This window comes from Streptosporangium album, from assembly GCF_014203795.1.
Classification (GTDB): domain Bacteria; phylum Actinomycetota; class Actinomycetes; order Streptosporangiales; family Streptosporangiaceae; genus Streptosporangium; species Streptosporangium album.
On record NZ_JACHJU010000001.1, the window covers coordinates 4,744,350 to 4,765,334 of the forward strand.

Here is a 20,985-nt window from a genome sequence, read left to right on the forward strand (position 1 = left end):
GTTTGTATATGGTGTCAACCATGCGAGAGATCAGACGTGACGACGACGGCGCCCTGCTGGGATTCCTGCGGCCGGTGGGCGGCGTGTGGGAGCCGCTCACCGTGTTCGGCTACCCGCTGGGGGAGCCGCGCCCCGAGGAGGCCGCCTCCGACGAGGTCCATCGGTCGGGGCTGGAGGTGCTGATGCGGCCGTGGGAGTTCCTGGAGGACGGCGAGTGGTACCGGTGCGTGATCCTGGAGGCCGCCGCGGAGGAGGTCAGGATCCAGCCGAACGACCACCGCTACCCGCACAACGTCTACGCCCTGACCCTGGAGCACCCGGGACCCGCCACCTTCCGCCCGCAGTAGGGCCGGAGCCGTCGGGGGGGCAAGCCGGGCTTGAGGCCCGTGGGGCCGCCGGGGGAGCGCGGAAGCCCCCGTCGGCCCGGAGTAGGGTGAATCGCATGTCCCAACGTCCGACCGCACTGGTCACCGGAGCCTCCCGAGGGGTCGGCGCCGCCGTCGCGCACGCCCTGGCCCCCACCCACGACCTGCTGCTCGGCGGCCGGGACGCCGAGGCGCTGGCCAAGATGTGCGCCGACCTGCCGGACGCGCGGCCCTGGCCGGTGGAGCTCACCGCGGTCACCGAGGCCGACGTCGCCGGGATCGACCGGCTCGACGTGCTGGTGCACAGCGCCGGTGTGGCGACCCTGGGGCGGATCGCCGAGAGCCCCGCCGAGGTCTGGCGGCGGACCATGGAGGTCAACGTGATCGCGGTGGCCGAGCTGACCCGGCTGCTGCTGCCCGCGCTGCGCGCGGCCTACGGCCAGGTGGTGCTGATCAACTCGGGGGCCGGGCAGCGGGCCAACCCGGGCTGGGGCTCCTACGCGGCCAGCAAGTTCGCGCTGCGCGCCTTCGCCGACGCGTTCCGGCTGGAGGAGCCCGATCTCCGGGTGACCACGGTCTACCCGGGACGGGTGGACACCGACATGCAGCGCGGTGTGCGGGCCCAGGAGAGCGGGATCTACGAGCCGGAGAAATACCTGGCCCCCGAGTCGGTGGCCAGGGCGGTGGTCGCCGCCGTGACGGCCTCACCCGACGCCCACATCACCGACATCACCGTCCGCCCGACGGCGGGGCCCGTGCGCTGAGGGCGGCGCCGGGTCGCCAATGAATGGCTCCATTCACATAATGGAGGGGTGTTCGACGAGATGTGGGGTGCCATCGCGCACCTCGGACGTGATGCCCGGACCCGGGGCTACCTGCGTGACGCGTGGTCGTCCGCCGATCTGGAACTGCGGGAGTGGTTCCGTCAGGAGGCCGCCAGACGGAGCCTCGACCTGAGAGAGGACCGCAACGGCAACCTGTGGGCCTGGTGGGGAGACCCGTCGGGCAGACCGGGCGTCGTCACGGGCAGCCATCTCGACTCGGTGCGCCACGGCGGCGCCTTCGACGGGCCGCTCGGCGTCGTGTCCGCCTTCGCCGCCGTCGACGCGCTGCGGGCCAGGGGCTTCGAACCCGCCCGCCCGCTGGGGGTGGCCTGTTTCACCGACGAGGAGGGTGCCAGGTTCGGCGTCCCCTGCATGGGCTCCCGGCTGCTCACCGGCGCTCTCGACGCCGACCGGGCACGTGGCCTGACCGACGACGCGGGCGACTCGATGGCCGAGGTGCTGCGCCGGGCCGGACGCGACCCGGGCGAGCTCGGCCGCGACGACGAGACCCTCGGCCAGGTCGGCGTCTTCGTGGAGCTCCACGTCGAACAGGGCCAGGAGCTGGTCCACCGGGAGGCGCCCGTCGGCGTGGCCGCGGCCATCTGGCCGCACGGCCGCTGGCGCTTCGACTTCCACGGCCAGGCCAACCACGCGGGCACCACCCGGCTGGAAGACCGCGACGACCCGATGCTGCCCTTCGCCCGGACCGTGCTGCACGCCCGCCAGGCCGCCCAGCGGGAGGGGGTGGTGGCCACCTTCGGCAAGGTCCGCGTGTCGCCCAACAACGCCAACGCCATTCCGGGGCTGGTCAGCGCCTGGCTGGACGCCCGGGGCGGCGACGAGGACGCCGTCCGGGACCTGGTCTTCGAGCTGGCCGACTTCTCCGGGGCCGAGGTCAGCGCCGAATCGTGGACCCCCGTCGTCGACTTCGACGAGGCCCTCACGGGACGGATCGCCTCGCTCCTGGGGGGCGTTCCGGTCCTGCCGACCGGGGCCGGACACGACGCCGGAATCATCGCCTCCGCGGGTGTGCCCAGCGCGATGGTGTTCGTTCGCAATCCAACGGGAATCTCTCACTCCCCGGACGAACACGCCGAGGTGTCTGACTGCCACGCGGGCGTCGCCGCCCTCACGACCACTCTGGAGGAGCTGTGCCGGAGCTGAACTACTGGTGTGAGCTCGCCTGGCTCCCGCCCGGCGAGGTCGTCGCGGGGGTGCTCGTCCGGGTTGAGGGCTCCCGGATCGCGGAGATCACCCCCGGTATGGCCGACCCGCCCGCGGGAGCCGTCCGGCTCGACGGGCTGACCGTCCCCGGACTGGCCAACGCGCACTCCCACGCCTTCCACCGGGCCATGCGGGGGGTGACGCAGCGGGAGAAGGGCAGCTTCTGGACCTGGCGTGAGCAGATGTACGGTGTGGCCGCGACGCTGAACCCCGACTCCTACCTCAAGCTGGCCAGGGCCACGTTCGCAGAGATGGCGCTGGCCGGGATCACCGCCGTCGGGGAGTTCCACTACCTGCACCACGGGCCGGGCGGCACACCGTACGACGACCCGAACGTCATGGGCCACGCGCTCATCCAGGCCGCGCGGGACGCCGGGCTGCGCATCGCCCTGCTGGACGCCTGCTACCTGAGCGGCGGCTTCGGCACCCCGCTGGGAGGCACCCAGCTCCGCTTCGGAGACGGTGACGCCGACAGGTGGGCCGTGCGGGTAGAGGCCCTCGCCGACGCCTACCGGGGGGTCGAGGACGTGGAGATCGGTGTGGCCGTCCATTCGGTCCGCGCGGTCCCCTGCGAGCAGATGCCCACAGTCAGCAGGTTCTCCCAGCACCACGCGTTTCCGATGCACGTCCACGTGTCCGAGCAGCGCGCGGAGAACGCCGCCTGCGTGGAGATGCACGCCGCAGGCCCGGTCCGGGTGCTGAGCGAGCACGACGTGCTCGGTCCCCGCTCCACCGCGGTGCACGCCACGCACGTGTCCGACTCCGACATCGCGCTGCTCGGCCAGTCGGGCACCCACGTCTGCATGTGCCCGACGACCGAGCGTGACCTGGCCGACGGCATCGGCCCGGCCAGGGCGATGTCCGAGGCGGGTTCGCCGATCACCCTCGGTTCCGACAGCCACGCGGTCGTCGACCTGTTCGAGGAGGCCCGCGCGGTCGAGTTGAACGAGCGGCTGGCCACCGAGCAGCGCGGCCACTGGACGGCCGCCGAGCTGCTCCAGGCCGCGACCGCCGCCGGGCACGCCTCCCTGGGATTTCCCGACGCGGGCATGCTCGTACCGGGCGCGTGGGCGGACCTGGTGTCGGTACGACTGGATTCGGTCCGTACGGCGGGCGCGTCCCACAGCGGAGCCCCGGAGATGGTGGTCTTCGCCGCGACGGCCGCGGATGTGCACTCGGTGGTGTCGGGCGGCAACCGGGTCGTGGCGGAGGGCCGGCATACGCTCGGGAACGTGGGCGCGCTGCTCGGCGAGGCGATCGCCGAGGCGCGGGGAGAGAAGGAGTGAGCGGCCGGTGAGTGTGCTCTTCGAGAGGATCGGGCTGCTCTACACCGGTGATCCGGAGCGGGAGGAGATCGAGGACGCCGCCCTGGTGGTCGAGGACGGCCGGGTGGTGTGGACCGGAGCCGCCGGCGAGGACCCCGGAGCCGACGAGCGCGTGGACGTGGGCGGGCGCTGCGTGATCCCCGGCTTCGTCGACAGCCACGCCCATCTGGTCTTCGCCGGCGACCGCACGGCCGAGTTCGCCGCCCGCATGTCGGGGGAGCCCTACACCGCCGGGGGCATCCGCACCACGGTCGCCGCGACCCGTGCGGCCACCGGCGATCTCCTGGCAGGCAGGACGGCCGCCCTGGTCGCCGAGATGCTCGCCCAGGGGACCACCACCGTCGAGATCAAGAGCGGCTACGGCCTGACGGTGGAGGACGAGCGCCGTTCCCTGGAGATCGCCGGACGGTTCACCACGGAGACGACCTACCTGGGCGCGCACGTCGTGCCACCCGGCACGTCCGCCGACGACTACGTCCGCACGGTCACCGGGGAGATGCTCACAGCCTGCGCGCCGTACGCCAGGTGGGTCGACGTGTTCTGCGAGCGCGGCGCGTTCGACGCCGACCAGAGCAGGGAGATCCTGTTCGCCGGGGTCAAGGCCGGGCTGATGCCGCGGATCCACGCCAACCAGCTCGGCAACGGTCCCGGTGCGCGGATCGCCGCCGAGGTGGGCGCCGCCTCAGCCGACCACTGCACCCATCTGACCGACGACGACGTCCTCGCGCTGTCCTCGGCCGGGGTGGTGGCCACCCTGTTGCCCGGCGCGGAGTTCTCCACCCGCTCGCCGTACCCGGACGCGCGTCGCCTGCTGGACGCGGGGGTGACCGTCGCGCTGGCCACCGACTGCAATCCCGGCTCGTCCTTCACCTCGTCCATGCCGTTCTGCCTGGCGCTGGCGGTCCGCGAGATGCGGATGACGCCGCTGGAGGCGATCAGGGCCGCCACCCACGGCGGAGCCAGAGCACTGCGCCGCGACGATGTCGGCACGCTGAGAGTGGGGGCCCGCGGTGACCTGGTGGTCCTGGACGCCCCCTCCTACGTCCATCTGGCCTACCGGCCTGGCGTACCCCTGGTGGACCAGGTCTGGCGGGAGGGCCGCCGCCTGGTTTGAAACCCCGCCGGGCGGGAAGACCGCAATGCCTGTGACGTTGCGTTCGGAGTCATCCTCCTTAGGGAGGAAATTCAAAACCGTTCTTCGGGCGTACTTCTTTAGGGAATCTTTGCGCTGATCCGGGCGTTGGTCAGGTAAGCGACATGTGCGCAGGCGCGGGGCCTTGAACGAGCGTGCGGACATGTCATAAGCAGGCGGAGCGAGGTGCCATCGGATGGCAAGGCCGACGGGGAATCGGACGCAGGATCAGCAGGTCTCTGACCGGGACCTGCTGGGGACCTACCTGGCTGAGATCGGGCGGGTTCCCCTGCTCACCGCAGAGGAGGAGGTCGAACTCGCCAAGCGGATCGAGGCGGGCCTCTTCGCGGAGCAATTGCTGGACGGCGGACTGGCGGAGCCGCGGATCGCGGACGCCGCCGATGAGGAGCTTGAACGGCTGGCTGTTTCGGGGCAGCGGGCCAAAGATGAATTCATCCAGGCCAATCTACGTCTTGTGGTGGCGGTCGCGCGCAAATACTCCGGACGGGGAATGCCGCTGATCGATCTGGTCCAGGAGGGAAACCTGGGCCTGGTGCGGGCGGTCGAGAAATTCGATTACCGGCGGGGCTACAAGTTCTCCACATATGCCACCTGGTGGATCCGTCAGTCCGTGGGCCGCGCGATCCACGAACAGGCCCGGCCGGTCCGGCTGCCCACCCACGCGGGTGAGCAGATGACCCGGCTGATGCGGGTCCGGCGCGACATGCTGGCCGAGCTCGACCAGGAGCCGACGGACGCCGACCTGGCCGCGGTGCTGGAGCTGCCGATCGAACGCGTCCGTGAGCTGCGCCGCTGGGCGTCCGACCCCGTCTCCCTCCAGCTCGGCGTGGGCGACGAGGACGAGACCGAGCTCGGTGACATGATCGCCGACGAGACGTGGGCCGACCCGGAGCAACAGGCCATGGACATCCTGGAGCGTGAGCGCCTGGAGCAGTGGCTGACAGGGTTGGAAGGCCAGACCCGTGAGATGCTCCGCTGGCGCTACGGGCTGATGGACGGCCGCGAGCACACGCTGACCGAGGTCGGCGAGCGCTACGGCATCGGCCGTGACCGCGCCCGCCGCATCGAGCGCGACGCGCTGGCCCGGTTGCGGAAGATGGCCATGGCCGCCTGACCTTCCGGCCTTGACACGTTTCCGGCACGGCTCACCTGGGCCGTGCCGGAACTGTTATTCGGTCCGTTCGGTCGTTCAGGTCTGTGGGGTTGAGGGTTTCTCGCTGTTCGCGCTGCGGTGGGCAGGTGTTCCGGCCGGCCGTCGCGGTTGCCGTCCGGTGTTTCAGGCCTCCGGCCTGGCGGGCGCGGTGGTCGCGCTTTTTTATAAGCCGGCCGGAACACCTGCCCACCTCCGCGCCAGACTGCTCCGCCGTACGGCGTGCGGACCGTAGTTTCTTGCTTTCGGACCGCCCATCGGGCTCTTTGACGCTGAAGCGATCCGTGCGGGGCCGTTCAGGGTTGATCGCCGTAGCCGGCGCGTGCCTCTCCGACCAGTGCAGGGCCGAGCGCCGCAGGGGCCGGCGACCGTCCGTCCGCGTCGGCCCGTGTCCGGTGGTTCACTCCAGGTGGGCGGCGCAGCCAAGCTGCTCGCCGACTCTGTCGAGGAGATCGCCGGTGTTCTTCCGGAGGCCGGCTCTGAACCCGATGAAGAACCGGTTCGCCAGGGGCACTCCCCAGCGGCCCCGTTGCGCCACGTTGAAGACTCGATGGACGAGACGGGTCCCCAGGGGGTGAGGCTCGATGAGGTATTCGCCCCGATACCACCAGCCGCCCTGAAGCGCGAGAAGGTTCTTCCGCACCTCGACGGTCATCGTGTGGCCCGCGAAGTGAGCCGTGAACCGTTCCGGGCCGCCGGACAGGTTGCCCTGGTGGGAGCCGTTCAGCAGCCACAGGTTGTCCGGGCCGATCGGGCCGGGCCGTGCGGCGAGCAGGAGGTCCGCCACCCGGTCCGCAGGAGCCTCGATCACGCCCGTCACCTCGTGGAGCGGGGACTTCATCGCTCCTCCTGAGAAGTGGAGTGCGGCTGCTCCTCACCAAGAAGGTCGGTCAGCAGGCCGCTTTTCGAAGAGTCGGACCATCCGAGCTCGCCCGACTCCAGGCGTGCGATCACTCCATGCACCCAGTCGAGCTCCGCCGCCCGGAGGGCGCGCTCGCACTCCACTTCGAGCATGAGGATCGAGGGCAGACCACTGGCGGTGAGCGCGCTGATGTGGGCGTCGCAGGCCACCACCCCGCCCTTCAGGGTGGCGGCCCGCGTCCGCAGGCACCGCCCGGCCTCCCCAGGTGGCAGACAGCCGATGAGGGAGATCGCCGCCAGGAACACGCGGCTGTCATGGTCCGGCTCCTCCAGCAGGCGCCGGAGGCGGCTCTGAAGCTCCGCCGTGCCCTCGGCCGTGATCTCGTACACCGTGCGCTCGGGCCGGCGGCCTTCCCTCGTTGTCTCGACAGGACTGATCAGCTCCTCCCCGGCCAGCCGGTCCACCGCGTGGTAGAGGCTGCGGGGCAGGCCCGTGACGTAGTCCTTGTGCGTCTCGACGATGAGCCGGTGCAACTCGTAGGGATGGCTGGGCCGTATGGAGAGCAATGCGAGCACGGTCAGCCCGACCAGGTCGCGATGGGTCCGTCGCAGTGTCATCGCCCTCCCTGTCATGCAATCTTCTCTATTGCAGTTTGCACTAAAAATGTCGCGCAAACAAGAACGTCGGGCGCACCTGCCGGGCATGGAGGATGAGACGCCCGAGCGATCCTCAGGCCCCGCTCTGGCCTTCGGCCCGCTTCTCCAGGCGGGTGCCGTTGCGCAGCGTGATGGACATCAGGTCGCTCGGGCCGTCCAGCTCCAGGCGGTGCCAGCGGCCGCGCGGCACGATGAACACGTTTCCCGCCTTCAGAGTGGTCGCCTCTTCCGAACCGGGGCCCTCCGGGCGCAGGAAGATACGCACTCCGCCGGCCAGCACGCACACCGCCTCCTCGGCTCCGGGGTGCATCTCCCAGTAATCAGGGTGAACGTCCTCGTCGGTCTCGACGTGGAAGGTCGCGACCGTCCATCCGTTCAGTTCGCCGTGCATCTGACGTTCCTCGGCCTGGACCCGTCCGTTGTCATACAGGCGGATCGCAGAGTGGAACAGGTCGATGGGAGAGGTCTTCATCATGGATTTCCCTGAGTATCGAGGCGGTCAGCGTGACGTGGCCGGAGCGGCGAGTTCTTCCGGTCGCGCGCCGGTGCCGGTCTGCGGGCCGGGGCGGCCCTTGGGCAGGACGGTCAGCGCCACGGCCACCGCGATGGCCAGCAGGATGCCGGAGATTCCCAGGCTCAGCGCGTAGCCGTGGGTGAGGACCGTGGGATCGGTGCTCAACCCGGTGCGCCGGCCCGCGACGGTCGTGAGCACCGCCAGGCCGATACAGCCGCCGATCTGCTGTCGGCCTCCGCGCTCTGGTTCCCGGAGAACGTCATCGACTCCGCCGTGAAGTGTGGCCTGACATCTGAACAGGGCGTTCACGCCTACCGGGCCATCTGGTACTACACCGCGGGAGAGATCATCATCCGCGCCGCCGCCGCCGCCGCCGCGCGCCGCCGCCGGGACGCCGACCGGCCGACCTACCGGGACCAGATCTTCGCCGACCTGGACCCGCAGGTCCTGCCGCGGCTGGCGTCCCTGGGTGGCCGCTGGAGTTCCCTGACCGCCGAGGACACCTACAGGCAGGGCCTGATCGCCCTCGTCAACGGACTTCTCGGTCCTTAGCGCCGGTCCTCGCAGCATGGAGACGGACCGGCGGCTTGGGCGTCGAGGAGCCGGTGGCGGGCGTCCGCGGTGCCGTCGGCGAGCTGGCTCGGCGTCGTGCCGCGTCGCTTGCGCGGGGCGCGGCCCCATGGCCGCCGGGGCCGCAGCCTCATCGTTTGCCATATCGGCAAATTAACTTGCCGGATCGGCGGCCACGCCGCACCGTGGACGCAGACGACGAGTAGAGGGAGCGCACGGTGGACGAGATGTACGACGTGGTGGTGGTGGGCGGCGGCGCGGCCGGGCTCAGCGGGGCCCTGGCGCTGGCGCGAGCGCGGCGGTCGGTGCTGGTGGTGGACGCCGGGGAGCCGCGCAACGCCCCGGCCGGGCACGTGCACAACTACCTGGCCCGGGAGGGCACGCCGCCCGCCGAGCTGGTGGCCGCCGGGCGCGATGAGCTGACCCGATACGGCGGCGAGATCGTCGCCGGGCGCGCCGAGGCCGCGGTGAAGGAGGGCGACGGGTTCCTCGTGACGCTGGACGGCGGGCGCGGCGTGCGGGCGCGGCGGCTGCTCGTGACGACCGGGCTCGTCGACGAGTTGCCCGACGTGCCCGGGATTGCCGAGCGGTGGGGGCGCGACGTGCTGCACTGCCCGTACTGCCACGGGTGGGAAGTCCGCGACCGGCGGATCGGCGTGCTGGCCACCGGGCCGATGGGCCTGCACCAAGCGCACCTGTGGCGGCAGTGGAGCCCGCACGTGCTGCTCCTGCTGCACGGCACCCCGCCACCGGGCGTCGAGGAGGCCGAGCGGCTCGCGGCTCGCGAGATCACCGTCGTGGACGGCCCGGCCGCGGGGCTCGAAGTGGCCGGCGACACGTTGACCGGGGTAAGGCTGGCCTCGGGCGAGGTCGTCACGCTCGACACGGTGGTCGTCGCGCCCCGGTTCACCGCTCGCGCGGGCGTGCTGGAGTCGCTCGGGCTGAAGCCGGTCGACGTGGAGATGGGCGGGCACGTCTTCGGCAGTCAGGTCCCCGCCGACTCGACCGGGGCCACCGACGTGCCCGGTGTGTGGGTGGCGGGCAACGTGGCCGACGTGCGCGCCCAGGTGATCTCGGCCGCTGCGGCGGGCCTGAACGCCGGTGCGGCGATCAACGCCGACCTCATCGCCGAGGAGACCCGCGACGCCGTCGACGCGTACCGGCACCGGATCGACACGATGTTCGAGGAGGCCGCCTGGGAGGAGCGCTACCGCGCCAAGCCGGCGATCTGGAGCGGACGCCCCAACCCGCAGCTCGTCGCCGAGGCCACCGGGCTGACCCCGGGCCGGGCGCTCGACGTCGGCTGCGGCGAGGGCGCCGACGCCGTCTGGCTCGCCGGGCGGGGCTGGCAGGTGACGGCGATCGACATCTCCGCCACCGCACTCGAGCGCGCGGCCTCCCACGCTGCGGACACCGGGGCGGAGGTCGCCGCGCGTATCAGCTGGACACACGGGGACCTAGGTGACCGGGTGCCCGCCGAGGGCGCGTACGACCTCGTGTCGTCGCAGTTCATGCACCTGCCCGGCGAGCAACGCCGAGTGCTGTTCGCCCGGCTGGCCGCCGCGGTGACCCCGGGCGGCACCCTGCTGATCGTCGGGCATCACCCGTCCGACCTGCGGACCACGGCCCACCGGATGCACTTCCCGGACATGATGTTCACCGGCGAGGATGTCGCGGCCTCCCTCGACCCCGCCGCGTGGGAGGTGCTGGTCGCCGAGGCCCGGCCACGCGTCGTGGTCGGCCCCGAGGGAGGCGACATCACCATCCACGACGCCGTCCTGGTCGCGCGCCGCCGCGGGTGAACCGCCCCGGTAGCCGTTGAGTCACGCACCGGCCGGACACCACCCGACCGCCGGGGCATCACGCCCGAGAAGGGCACATCGGCCGTAACCGCCTCGTCCACTACGGCTTCGCGTACTTCTCCAGGTCGTCGAGGATCTTCCCGGCGGCGGTGACGCCGATGCCGGTCATCCAGGTCTCGTCGTCCACGTTGTGAGCCTTACCGTCCTTCACCACCGGCAGGTTCTTCCAGAGGGGGCCTCCGGTGACCGTGGCCTGGCTCTCCGCGGCCTGGGCGCCGTAGGCGCTGTAGAAGAGCACGTCGCCGTCGGCCTGGGAGAGGTTCTCCTGACTCAGCTCGCCGAACCGCTTGTCCTGGGCGGTTGCCAGCCGCTGCGGTTCGGGACGGCCGAAACCGGCGTCGCCGACAACGATGCCGCTGAACGACTCGGGGCCGTACATCCGGATCTGCGCGGGCATGAAGCGCACGATGCTCACGTTGACCGCGCCGGAGCCGCCGAGAGATCGTGCCCGGGACCGGTAGTCGGCGAGGAGCTTCTCCGCCTGTGCCTTCCTGCCCAGCGCGTCGGCGTCGAGGAGCAGGTTCTCCTTCCAGGTGATCCCGACCTTCTCGGTGAACACGGTGGGGGCGATCTGGCGGAGCTTGTCGTAGAACTGCTCCTGCCGGAACTTCGTGCCCAGGATCAGGTCCGGCTTGAGCGCCGCGATGGCCTCAAGGTTGGGTGCCTGAAGGGTGCCGACCGGCTTGGTGGCGTTCAGGGCGGATCCCAGGTATTTCGGCCATGCCTGATTCTCGGACGCCTGTGCGGCGCCGACCGGTGTGAGGCCCAGGGACACCATGGTGTCGAGCTTGTCCGTATCGAGCACGATGACCCGCTTGGGAGAGTCGGGCACCTCCGTCTCGCCCATCGCGTGCTTGATCGTGCGGGTTGGACCCTCGGTGGCCTGGTCGCCGCCGGAGGAGCCGCAGGCCGTGAGGGCGAGAGCGGACAGCAGGACGGCGGCCGCGGCCCTGGCCATACGGATGGTCATCGATTCCCCTTAGGAGTTTAGGTAAGGCATACCTAAGGGTAGTTGTGGTCATCTGCAGGTCAAGACTCGCCCTGCCCGAAACACCCCCGAAACACCGTGTGGCCGAGATTCACAGATGCGAAACACGCAGGGTTGTGACCTGAAACGGCAGAAGAAGACGCTTTGGCGCAACGTCAGTGCGCGGCCGGTCGACGGAGCCCAGGAAGCGTTCACTGCGACCGTGAAATCGGCCACACGCCATTTGTAAGGGAGGGTCGCGTCGGATGAAGATCGATGGCGGCACCACTGCCTGGATGCTCACAGCCACCGCACTGGTGTTGCTGATGACTCCCGGGCTCGCGTTCTTCTACGGGGGCATGACCAGGGCCAAGAGCGTTCTCAACATGATGATGATGTCGTGGGTCAGCATCATCGTCGTGACGATCGCCTGGGTTCTCTACGGTCACTCACTGGCCTTTGACACCGCCGGCGACGGCACGGGCATCGTCAACAAGCTCATCGGCGGTCTTGACAACCTCGGCCTGGCCGGGATGGTGGAGACCGCGACGAAGGACGACGGCACGGGCATGCCGAGCCTGGTCTTCTCCATGTTCCAGATGACCTTCGCGATCATCACCGTGGCCCTGATCAGCGGCGCGCTCGCCGACCGCGTCAAGTTCGGTGCCTGGGTCGTCTTCGGGCTCGTCTGGGTGAGCCTCGTCTACTTCCCCGTGGCCCACTGGGTGTGGGGCGGCGGCTGGCTGAGCAGCCTCGGCATCGAGGACTTCGCCGGAGGCACGGTCGTCCACATCAACGCCGGCGCCGCCGCCCTGGCGGTCGCGCTCGTGATCGGCAAGCGCGTCGGCTGGGGCAAGGACCCGATGCGGCCCCACAACCTCACGCTCGTTCTGCTGGGCGCCGGTCTGCTGTGGTTCGGCTGGTTCGGTTTCAACGCCGGCTCCGAGCTCGCCGTGGACGGGACGACCGGTCTGGCGTTCATCAACACCCAGATCGCCACCGCGGTCGCCGCCGGCGCCTGGCTGCTGGTGGAGAAGCTCCGCGACGGTCACTCCACCAGCCTCGGCGTGGCCTCGGGCGCCGTCGCAGGTCTGGTCGCCATCACCCCGGCCTGCGGTTTCGTCGACCCCTGGGCGGCGTTCGTCATCGGCGCGATCGCCGGCGTCGTCTGCGCCTACGCGGTCGGCCTGAAGTACAAGCTCGGTTACGACGACTCCCTCGACGTGGTCGGCGTCCACCTGGTCGGCGGTGTCGTCGGCGCGGTGGCGCTCGGTTTCGTCGCGGCCTACCCGTTCGCCGACGGCCAGGAGAAGGGGATCCTCGTCGGGGGTCCGCTCTCCCAGCTCGGCGTGCAGGTGCTGGGGCCGGTCGCGGTCGGCCTCTACTCCTTCGTCGTGTCGTGGATCATCGCCAAGGTCATCGACAAGACGATGGGCTTCCGGATCAACACCGAGGAAGAGATCACCGGCATCGACATCACCTCCCACGCCGAGACCGGTTATGACCTCGGCACCATCCACTCCTCGGGCGTGGCCGCCGTCAACGGTCCGGTCGTCGCCCCGGCGTCCAAGAAGGTCGACGCATGAGACTCATCACCGCGGTCATCAAGCCCTTCAAGCTCGATGACGTGAAGGCAGCCCTGGAGCAGTTCGGCGTCAAGGGCATGACGGTCAGCGAGGCCAGCGGGTACGGCCGCCAGCGCGGCCACACCGAGGTCTACCGGGGCGCCGAGTACCAGGTGGACCTGGTGCCCAAGGTCCGGCTTGAGGTGCTCACCGAGGAGGAGGACGCCGAGGACGTCATCGACGTCATCGTCAAGGCCGCGCAGACCGGCAAGATCGGTGACGGCAAGGTCTGGTCCGTTCCGGTGGACACGGTGATCCGGGTCCGCACCGGAGAGCGCGGACCCGAGGCGCTCTAGCCGGTGAGAGGCGACACTCGCTCGTACGCCGCGGCCCGTAAGGAACGGGCCGCGGACATCGACCGCTGGCTGACGGACCTGCTCCGGAGCGCCTGTGGCACACCGTACGGGCGCACTGGAAAGAACGGGGATCCCAGAAGCACCGACGAGCGCGGCGCCCTCAGCGGCGTCGCGCTCGTCGCGGTGGGAAGCCTGGGCCGCGCGGAGCTCGCTCCGGGCAGCGACCTGGACCTGGTCCTCCTGCACAACGGCCGTGACGACGTGGCCCGCATCGCCGACCGCATCTGGTATCCCATCTGGGACTCCGGAGTCGGTCTCGACCACTCGGTGCGGACCGTGGACGAGGCGGCCATGGTCGCCAGGGGCGACCTCAAGGCGGTGCTCGGGCTGATCCAGGCCCGCCACGTGGCGGGGGATCCCGAGCTGACGCGGGCGGCGCGCGAGGTCGTGCTGTCGGAGTGGCGGTCCGACTCCAAGCGCCGGCTGGGTGAGCTGCGCGACGCCACCGACAAGCGCGCCGAGGCGAGCGGCGAGCTGTCGTTCCTGCTCGAACCCGATCTCAAGGACTCGCACGGCGGGATCCGCGACGTGCAGGCGATGCAGGCCGTGGCCGCCGCCTGGGTCGCCTCGGCTCCGGGCCCCCGGGTCCGTGAGGCCTACGAACTCCTGCTCGACGTACGGCATGCCCTGCACCTGGTGACAGCCAGGGGAGCCGACCGCCTGGTGCTCCAGGAGCAGGACGCGGTCGCCGGAACGCTGGGCCTGCTCGATGCCGAGGCGCTGATGCGCAGACTCGCCGAGGCAGGGCGGACCGTCGCGCACGCCTTCGACGCCACCTGGCGCACCGTCGACCGGCTGCTGACAGGTCCCACGCCGAGGGGTCGCCGCCCGCTCGCCGACGGTGTCGTGGAGCACGGCGGCGAGGTCGTGCTCGCCCGCGGGGTCAATCCGCGCAAGGACCCGGCGCTCGTGCTCCGCGCCGCCGCGGCCGCGGCGGAGGCGGGACTGCCTCTCGCGCCCGCCACCGTGAACGCGCTGGCCGCGCAGTCCCCGCCGCTCCCGGTCCCGTGGCCGGATGACGCACGGGACGCGCTGGTCGCGCTGCTCGGCGCGGGGCGTGCGGCGGTGCCGGTCTGGGAGGAGCTGGACCAGGCGGGGGTGCTGGTCCGGTTGCTGCCCGACTGGGAGCGGGTGCGGCACCGCCCGCAGCGCAACCCCGTGCACCGCTACACCGTGGACCGGCACCTGATCGAGGCCGCCGCCGGGGCCGCCTCCTTCACCCGTGAGGTGTCCCGGCCCGACCTGCTGCTCATCTCCGCGCTCCTGCACGACATCGGCAAGGGCTGGCCCGGTGACCACTCGACCACCGGCGCGGTCGTGGCCCGTGACATCGGCACCCGGATCGGCCTGTCCCCGGCGGACGTGGACACCCTGGAGACCGTGGTCCGCCACCACCTCCTGCTGCCCGAGACGGCGACCCGCCGCGATCTGGACGATCCGGTGACGATCTCCCGGGTGGCGCAGGCCGTCGGCTCGCGCGAGGTCCTCGAACTGCTGGCCGCGCTCGCCGTGGCCGACGGCAACGCGACCGGACCGGCGGCCTGGAACTCCTGGAAGGCTTCCCTGGTCGCCGATCTGGTCCGCCGGGTGCGCTCGGTCCTGTCCGGCACACCGCTGCCCCCCGCGCCGGCGCTCTCGACGGCCCAGGCCTCCCTCGCCCGGCACGGTGGCGGCGCCATACGGGTCAACGGGGGAGCGGTCACCGTGGTCGCCCCCGACAGGGCGGGGCTGCTCTGGCGCGCGGCCGGAGTACTGGCCGCGCACCGGATGGTGGTCCGTGCCGCCTCGGCCGCCTCGGCGGGATCCACCGCCGTCATCGAGTTCTCCGTGGTCCCCGAGTACGGCTCACCGCCCGACCCGGCGACGCTGGAGGCCGACCTGCGGCTGGTTCTGGCCGGCCGGCTCGACATCGAGCAGCGCCTGGCCAGGAGGACCAGGTCCCTGCGGCCGGCTCGCGTGCCGGTGGCTCCGCCACGGGTCACACTTGTAGACGACGCGTCCAATACGGCGACCGTCGTGGAGGTGCGCGCTCACGACCGCCCCGGACTGTTGTGGCGGATCGGTAGAGCTTTTGGGGACTGTGGTCTTGACGTACGAGCCGCGCGTGTGGAGACTCTCGGCGCAGAGGTGGTGGACGTCTTCTATGTCGTGGATCGGGTCGGACGTCCTCTGACTGATGAGGCTCAACGGACACAGGTACGGGACCACGTGCTCGCAGCCTTGCGATAACTACAGGAAATCGTTCTCTTGTCACCTTCGTAACGATTAAGTCCGGTTTGTCGGCTATGCCGATTGCGTCCCGTGACCTTGTGGTCTGATATTGACCACATATGTCGTGACGGTGAGGGGTAGCGAGAGCGGTGACGACGGCGACATCCGAAAGCGGCGGTGCTTCGGCACGCGACCGTGGCAAACGGCCTGCTGCCCGATTCGGTCTGCGTAACTGGCGTGTGCGGTCGCGCCTCACGGCTCTGATCCTGGTGCCGACCGCGGTGGGTGTCCTGCTCGCCGGCACCCGTGTGGTCGCCTCCATCGACAGCGTGGCCGGCTACCAGCGGACCGCGTCGGCGGCCGAGTACTCCGGCGACATCCGCGACCTGGCACAGGCGCTCGGCCTGGAACGCGACCGGACCGCGTGGGCCTCACTCCAGACCTCGAACAAGGGGTTGAAGAGCAGCGCCGAGGCGCAGAAGAAGACGGTCGACGCGCTGGTGAGCAAGGTCCGGCTGGACCTGGAGGCGATCGACGAGTCCTACGGGGCCCGGGTGGCCAAGGCCGCCAAGGACGTGGCCTACCAGCTCTCCGGCCTGAAGGAACTGCGCCAGCTGTTCGGGACGACGCAGGCGGAACGGTACGCCTTCATGATCTCCCCGTTGCTCCAGCTCCATGAGGAACTCACGCTGGTCAGTGACGACACGGAGATCACCGGCAACATGCGCGCGCTCAGCGCGCTGGCCTACGCCAAGGAGGAGGTCTCCAAGGAGCGGGCCCGCCTGCTGGCCGGCTACTACGCGCCCTCGCTGATCAACGCGCAGGAGATCGAGAAGTTCATCGCCTCCCGGTCGCGCCTGGAGGAGTACAAGGCGAACTTCGGCGTCGAGGCCGGTCCGGAGAGCAACCAGCTCCTCGTCAAGGCCATGATCGACGAGAAGATGCACCGGGCCGAGCTGACCAAGTCCAGGGCGATCGTGCTCGCCAGCGACCCGCGCAACACGGGCCGCCTGCTCTCCGACTTCAACCAGGTCAAGCAGTGGTTCTCGGACAACAGCGCGGTCCTGGACGCGATGCGGAAGGTCGAGACCAAGGTCGCCGGAGACGTGATCAACCGGGCCCGCGAGCTGGAGGACACCGAGCAGCGCAACGCGATCATCGCGTCCGGGCTCATCCTGCTCCTGCTGCTCCTGATCCTCGGCCTGACCATCCTGATCGCCCGGTCGATGGTCCTGCCGCTGCGCCGCCTGCGCGCCGAGGCGCTGGACGTCGCCGGATTCACGCTTCCCGAGGTCGTGCGCAAGCTCCGGGTCTCCGGAAACTCCCAGACCCCCGACATCGACCCCATCTCGGTCGACACCAAGGACGAGATCGGGGAGGTCGCCAAGGCCTTCGACGAGGTCCACCGGCAGGCCGTACGGCTGGCAGCCGAGGAGTCCGAGCTCCGCTCCAACATCAGCGCGATGTTCGTCAACCTGTCGCGCCGTACCCAGACGCTGGTGGAGCGGCAGATCTCGCTGATCGACGGCCTGGAGAAGGGCGAGGAGGACGGTGGCCGCCTGGCGGACCTGTTCAAACTCGACCACCTCGCCACCCGCATGCGGCGCAACTCCGAGAACCTCCTGGTTCTCGCCGGGCACGAGCCGACCCGCAGGCGCAGCCAGCCGGCCAAGCTCGTCGACGTCGTGCGCGCCTCGCTGTCGGAGGTCGAGGACTACGAGCGGGTCCAGATCAAGGTGCACCGCACGATCTCGGTCGCCGGAAGCGCCGCCAACGACATCGTCCACCTGGTCGCCGAGCTGGTGGAGAACGCCATCCAGTTCTCCCCCCGGGCCAGCCAGGTCGTGGTCTCCAGCAGCATGATCGAGGGGGGTGGCGCGCTGCTCGCGGTCAGCGACCCCGGCATCGGCATGACCACCGAGGAACTGATCGAGACCAACCGGAGCCTGGCCGACCCGCCCGTCGTCGACGTCTCGGTGTCGAGGCGGATGGGTCTGTTCGTGGTCGGCCGGTTGGCCCTGCGTCACGGCATCCGCGTCCAGCTCCGCCCGCAGGAGGCCGGCGGCCTCATCGCCATGGTCCTCTTCCCGCCGGAGCTCATCGTCGAGGAGGTCCAGCCGCCCATCACCCCGTCGTGGGACACCGAGTCGCAGGCCCGGCAGCCTTCCGGCCAGGCCGCCTCCTTCGCCCAGAGCTCCTTCGCCCAGAGCTCCTTCGGGCAGACCTCGTTCGGGCAGGCCTCCGAGCCGCAGACCTCCTCGTTCGGGTCCACGTCGTTCCCCGCCCTCGGCCGGCGGCAGGGCGAGCCCGGTGCCGCGGCGCCGGCGAGCGAGTTCCCCCTTCCCAAGCGTCCGGTCCCGGGTACGAACGGCGCCGGGAGCGTTCCAAACTCCGGCTTCTCAGCCTGGGGGCAGTCCTCCGACGAGGACCCGGCGACCGCCTCGATGCCGGCCGTACGGGTCTCCCCACTCGAATCCGAGCAGGAGGAGTTCCTGCCGATCTTCGCCTCCATCGAGTCGGCCTGGTTCCGCCGTGCTGATGATTCGGAGGGCCGCGAGGCGGGGGAGCCCGCGCGGCACGCGGCACCCCTGCAGCCCGGCCCGCTCGATCCCGTGATCGAGGCCCCCACGCCGGTGAACGGCATGCCGGTCCGCGGACCGGATCACGAGCCGGTCCGCGAGCCGGACGACTGGCAGACCGACGCCGACGCCGGGTGGCAGGCCGCCCGGGCGGCGAGCGATCCCGCCCTCGGCGGGATCACCTCGGCGGGTCTGCCCAAGCGGACCCCCAAGGCCAACCTGGTGCCCGGTGCCGCGGCCGGCGTGCCGTCCAGCCCGATGCCGTCGCTCTCGCCCGAACGGGCCCGTAACCGTTTGTCGAGTTTCCAGCAGGGGGTACGGCGGGGCCGTGCCGAACTGAACGAAGACCCCGCCAGGAGCCTGGTGGGCAATGAGGAGGGCTCGTGACGACTCTCAGCCATGAGGCGCGTAAGTTCGACTGGCTGATCACCGAGTTCGTCCGCGGCACCCCCGGGGTCGCGCACGCGGTGTGCGTCTCCGCGGACGGGCTGCGGATCGCCAGCTCGGAGGGTTTCCCGGACGACCGGGCCGATCAGCTGGCCGCGGTCGCGGCCGGCCTGCTCAGCCTGACGGTGGGCGCGTCCCGCGTGTTCGAGGGCGGGGCCGTGACCCAGACGGTGGTCGAGATGGAGCGCGGCCTGATGCTGGTCATGGCGATCAGCGACGGTTCCGTGCTCGCCGTACTGGCCTCTCCCGACTGCGACATGGGCCTTGTCGCCTACCAGATGACCCTGCTCGTGGACCGGGCCGGCCAGGTGCTCACCCCGGCCCTCCGGGCTGAACTGCAGACCTCCCGGGGGCGGTAGTGACCGAGCTCTTCACCGGAGAGGGACGTGCTCGGGCGTGACGGAACCGGGGACGACGAGCCCCTGTTCCGTCCGTACGCGGTAACCGGTGGTCGTTCCGAGCCCCGGTATCACATGGCGATGGAGACCCTGGTCTCCTCCTCGTTCATCAGGGATGAGGAGTTGGTCCTGCTCACTCCCGAGCAGGATGCCATCATCAGGCTCTGCCGTGCGTTCCGGTCGGTCGCCGAGATCTCGGCGCTGCTGAGGGTCCCGCTCGGCGTGGCTCGCGTGCTGGTGGCGGACATGGCCGATGAGGGGCTCGTCCGTCTCCACCAGCCACGCCTCGAACAGGGACAACCGGATCTCAACATGCTCGAAAGGGTGCTCAGTGGACTTCGCAGGCTCTAACCAGTCCGGCCTGACGTCGACGAAGATCGTCGTCGCGGGTGGGTTCGGCGTCGGCAAGACCACGTTCGTGGGCGCCGTGTCGGAGATCCTCCCGCTGACCACGGAGGCGGTGATGACCGACGCCAGCGCCGGCATCGACGACCTCGGTCTCACTCCGAACAAGGTGACGACCACGGTCGCGATGGACTTCGGCCGGCTCTCGCTGGACCGTGACCTGATCCTGTACCTGTTCGGCACGCCGGGCCAGCACCGGTTCTGGTTCATGTGGGACGACCTGGTCCGCGGCGCGCTCGGCGCGGTGGTCCTGATCGACACCCGGCGCCTGGCCGACGGCTTCCCCGCGATCGACTACTTCGAGGAGGCCAAGCTCCCCTTCGTGATCGGCGTCAACGGCTGGGACGGGCAGTTCCAGCACACGGAGGAGGAGGTGCGAGAGGCCCTGGCCCTCGCACCCCACGTGCCCATCGTGCGCACCGACGCCCGCTCCCGTGACTCCGTCAAGGGCACGCTGATCACGCTGGTCGAGCACGTCCTGCGGGTCCGGTCGGCCTACGGCACGTCGGTCTAGACCCCCGTACGGCCTGCGCCGCCGGCGGTCACGGCGGCGGGCCGCAGGTCAGCCGGGCACCCAGTCCTTCCACACGATCCTGTTCGCGTCGATCCATTTCCGTGCCGCCTGGTCGGCGCTCAGGCCGTTGTTGGTCATGTCGTCGGCGACCGCGTTCTGCTGGTCGTTCGTCCACGCGAAGTTGCGTACCAGTTCGTAGGCCCTGCCGCCGGTGTCGGCGAACCTCCTGCTCACGATCTTGTCGAGCAGGTAGGGCGGGTAGTCGCACGCGATCTTCTTGGTGTCGATGTCGCAGCCGATCGCGTAGGGGGGCAGGTTGATCTTCGCCAGCTTGACCCGGGTGAACAGCCACTGGGGTTCGTAGAAATACATCAGCAGCGGGGTGCGCTGCCGGGTCGCCCGGGTGGCGGCCTTTATCAGGGCCTCCTCGCTGCCTGCGTAGACGACTCTGTAATTGAGCCCGAGATTGCGGACCAGCGCCTCGTCGTTGGTGACGTAGGAGGCGTCCCCGTCAAGAAGCTGACCGAAATTTCCGGATTTGGCGGTCTTGAATAGGTGGGCATATTTGTTGAGCCGCCGCCAGTCGGTGATATCCGGGTACCGGTCGGCCATCCACTGCGGGACATACCACCCGATTGCCCCTTTATTTCCGTTTCTTCCGGCGGAGACGGCGACCTTCTTCTCCTCGATGTAGGTCTTCTTCTCCGCCTCGCGGCCCCAGTTCTCGACGATCACGTCGACCGTGCCCTTTTCGAGGCCCTCCCAGGATTCGGCCTCGTTGAGTTCCACCCGCTGCACCCGGTAGCCGAGCTCCTGCTGGAGAAGCCGTCCGAGTACCGCGGCGCTGGCCTCGTAGCCCGCCCATCCGTTGATGGCGATCTTCACGGTGCCGCCGGCCGGCGCGGGCTCCTCCTTCTCGCCGCTGCACGCGGTGAGAAGGAGGAGCGCCGCGGCGACCCCGGCGAGTTGTCGTCTCAC

Annotated in this window: 21 protein-coding genes; 15 read left to right on the top strand and 6 right to left on the bottom strand. The window is 70.3% G+C overall.

The features are described from left to right. The first annotated feature begins 20 nt into the window (after nt 1-20). From FHR32_RS22645 to FHR32_RS22670, 6 genes are all read left to right on the top strand, one after another. Entirely contained in the window at nt 21-347 is a 327-nt protein-coding gene (locus FHR32_RS22645; RefSeq protein ID WP_184756133.1) for a hypothetical protein, read from the top strand. Between the two features lie 95 nt (nt 348-442). Next, nucleotides 443-1,129: an SDR family oxidoreductase gene (locus tag FHR32_RS22650; RefSeq protein WP_184756134.1), complete on the top strand. Its 687-nt coding sequence runs from the start codon at nt 443-445 to the stop codon at nt 1,127-1,129. A 60-nt stretch (nt 1,130-1,189) separates the two neighbouring features. Beyond that, nucleotides 1,190-2,353 carry an allantoate amidohydrolase gene (locus FHR32_RS22655; protein ID WP_184756651.1) on the top strand — a complete coding sequence of 388 codons (1,164 nt, stop codon included), beginning with the start codon at nt 1,190-1,192 and terminating at the stop codon, nt 2,351-2,353. After that, a complete protein-coding gene (locus FHR32_RS22660) occupies nt 2,341-3,699 on the top strand; it encodes a formimidoylglutamate deiminase (protein ID WP_184756135.1) in 1,359 nt (452 codons plus the stop codon). The genes FHR32_RS22655 and FHR32_RS22660 overlap by 13 nt, the downstream gene beginning before the upstream one ends. A gap of 7 nt (nt 3,700-3,706) precedes the next feature. After that, entirely contained in the window at nt 3,707-4,852 is a 1,146-nt protein-coding gene (gene hutI, locus FHR32_RS22665; RefSeq protein WP_184756136.1) for an imidazolonepropionase, read from the top strand. Nucleotides 4,853-5,066: 214 nt separating this feature from the next. After that, the gene (locus FHR32_RS22670; RefSeq protein WP_184756137.1) at nt 5,067-6,005 is read left to right on the top strand and encodes a sigma-70 family RNA polymerase sigma factor; all 939 of its coding nucleotides are present in this window, start codon (nt 5,067-5,069) and stop codon (nt 6,003-6,005) included. 436 nt (nt 6,006-6,441) lie between these two features. On the opposite strand, the gene FHR32_RS43065 is transcribed toward FHR32_RS22670, so the two are convergent. The 4 genes from FHR32_RS43065 to FHR32_RS44630 all read right to left on the bottom strand — a co-directional run bounded on the left by FHR32_RS43065 (nt 6,442) and on the right by FHR32_RS44630 (nt 8,271). Further along, nucleotides 6,442-6,882: a hypothetical protein gene (locus FHR32_RS43065; RefSeq protein WP_221465513.1), complete on the bottom strand. Its 441-nt coding sequence runs from the start codon at nt 6,880-6,882 to the stop codon at nt 6,442-6,444. Further along, entirely contained in the window at nt 6,879-7,520 is a 642-nt protein-coding gene (locus FHR32_RS22680) for a PadR family transcriptional regulator (protein ID WP_184756138.1), read from the bottom strand. Before FHR32_RS22680 ends, FHR32_RS43065 begins: the two co-directional genes overlap by 4 nt. Before the next feature lie 112 nt (nt 7,521-7,632). Next, nucleotides 7,633-8,034, bottom strand: coding sequence for a cupin domain-containing protein (locus FHR32_RS22685; protein ID WP_246466274.1), 402 nt, complete (start codon nt 8,032-8,034; stop codon nt 7,633-7,635). Nucleotides 8,035-8,058: 24 nt separating this feature from the next. Further along, nucleotides 8,059-8,271 carry a hypothetical protein gene (locus FHR32_RS44630; RefSeq protein WP_246466276.1) on the bottom strand — a complete coding sequence of 71 codons (213 nt, stop codon included), beginning with the start codon at nt 8,269-8,271 and terminating at the stop codon, nt 8,059-8,061. Nucleotides 8,272-8,346: 75 nt separating this feature from the next. Here FHR32_RS44630 and FHR32_RS44635 point away from each other — a divergent pair, with 75 nt between their 5' ends. Both FHR32_RS44635 and FHR32_RS22695 read left to right on the top strand, forming a co-directional pair. Continuing rightward, nucleotides 8,347-8,625, top strand: a complete 279-nt coding sequence (locus FHR32_RS44635; protein WP_376773355.1) for a hypothetical protein — start codon at nt 8,347-8,349, stop codon at nt 8,623-8,625. 245 nt (nt 8,626-8,870) lie between these two features. Beyond that, on the top strand, nt 8,871-10,445 hold the full coding sequence (locus FHR32_RS22695) for a bifunctional NAD(P)/FAD-dependent oxidoreductase/class I SAM-dependent methyltransferase (RefSeq protein WP_184756654.1): 1,575 nt from the start codon (nt 8,871-8,873) through the stop codon (nt 10,443-10,445). A gap of 100 nt (nt 10,446-10,545) precedes the next feature. On the opposite strand, the gene FHR32_RS22700 is transcribed toward FHR32_RS22695, so the two are convergent. After that, complete coding sequence (locus tag FHR32_RS22700) at nt 10,546-11,475, bottom strand: ABC transporter substrate-binding protein (protein WP_184756139.1); 930 nt, start codon at nt 11,473-11,475, stop codon at nt 10,546-10,548. Between the two features lie 263 nt (nt 11,476-11,738). Between FHR32_RS22700 and FHR32_RS22705 the strand changes: the two genes are divergently transcribed. The 7 genes from FHR32_RS22705 to FHR32_RS22735 all read left to right on the top strand — a co-directional run bounded on the left by FHR32_RS22705 (nt 11,739) and on the right by FHR32_RS22735 (nt 20,007). Beyond that, nucleotides 11,739-13,058 (top strand): ammonium transporter, encoded by a 1,320-nt coding sequence (locus FHR32_RS22705; protein WP_184756140.1) that lies wholly within the window; start codon nt 11,739-11,741, stop codon nt 13,056-13,058. Next, entirely contained in the window at nt 13,055-13,393 is a 339-nt protein-coding gene (locus FHR32_RS22710) for a P-II family nitrogen regulator (protein WP_184756141.1), read from the top strand. The genes FHR32_RS22705 and FHR32_RS22710 overlap by 4 nt, the downstream gene beginning before the upstream one ends. Before the next feature lie 3 nt (nt 13,394-13,396). After that, nucleotides 13,397-15,682, top strand: coding sequence for a [protein-PII] uridylyltransferase (locus FHR32_RS22715; protein WP_184756142.1), 2,286 nt, complete (start codon nt 13,397-13,399; stop codon nt 15,680-15,682). A gap of 221 nt (nt 15,683-15,903) precedes the next feature. Further along, the gene (locus FHR32_RS22720) at nt 15,904-18,630 is read left to right on the top strand and encodes a sensor histidine kinase (protein WP_184756143.1); all 2,727 of its coding nucleotides are present in this window, start codon (nt 15,904-15,906) and stop codon (nt 18,628-18,630) included. Next, nucleotides 18,627-19,049, top strand: coding sequence for a roadblock/LC7 domain-containing protein (locus FHR32_RS22725; RefSeq protein WP_184756144.1), 423 nt, complete (start codon nt 18,627-18,629; stop codon nt 19,047-19,049). The genes FHR32_RS22720 and FHR32_RS22725 overlap by 4 nt, the downstream gene beginning before the upstream one ends. A gap of 27 nt (nt 19,050-19,076) precedes the next feature. Further along, entirely contained in the window at nt 19,077-19,439 is a 363-nt protein-coding gene (locus FHR32_RS22730; RefSeq protein ID WP_184756145.1) for a DUF742 domain-containing protein, read from the top strand. Beyond that, nucleotides 19,420-20,007, top strand: a complete 588-nt coding sequence (locus FHR32_RS22735) for a GTP-binding protein (RefSeq protein WP_184756146.1) — start codon at nt 19,420-19,422, stop codon at nt 20,005-20,007. Before FHR32_RS22730 ends, FHR32_RS22735 begins: the two co-directional genes overlap by 20 nt. Nucleotides 20,008-20,055: 48 nt before the next feature. Here the strand turns inward: FHR32_RS22735 and FHR32_RS22740 are convergent, their stop codons facing one another. After that, the gene (locus tag FHR32_RS22740) at nt 20,056-20,985 is read right to left on the bottom strand and encodes an ABC transporter substrate-binding protein (RefSeq protein ID WP_184756147.1); all 930 of its coding nucleotides are present in this window, start codon (nt 20,983-20,985) and stop codon (nt 20,056-20,058) included.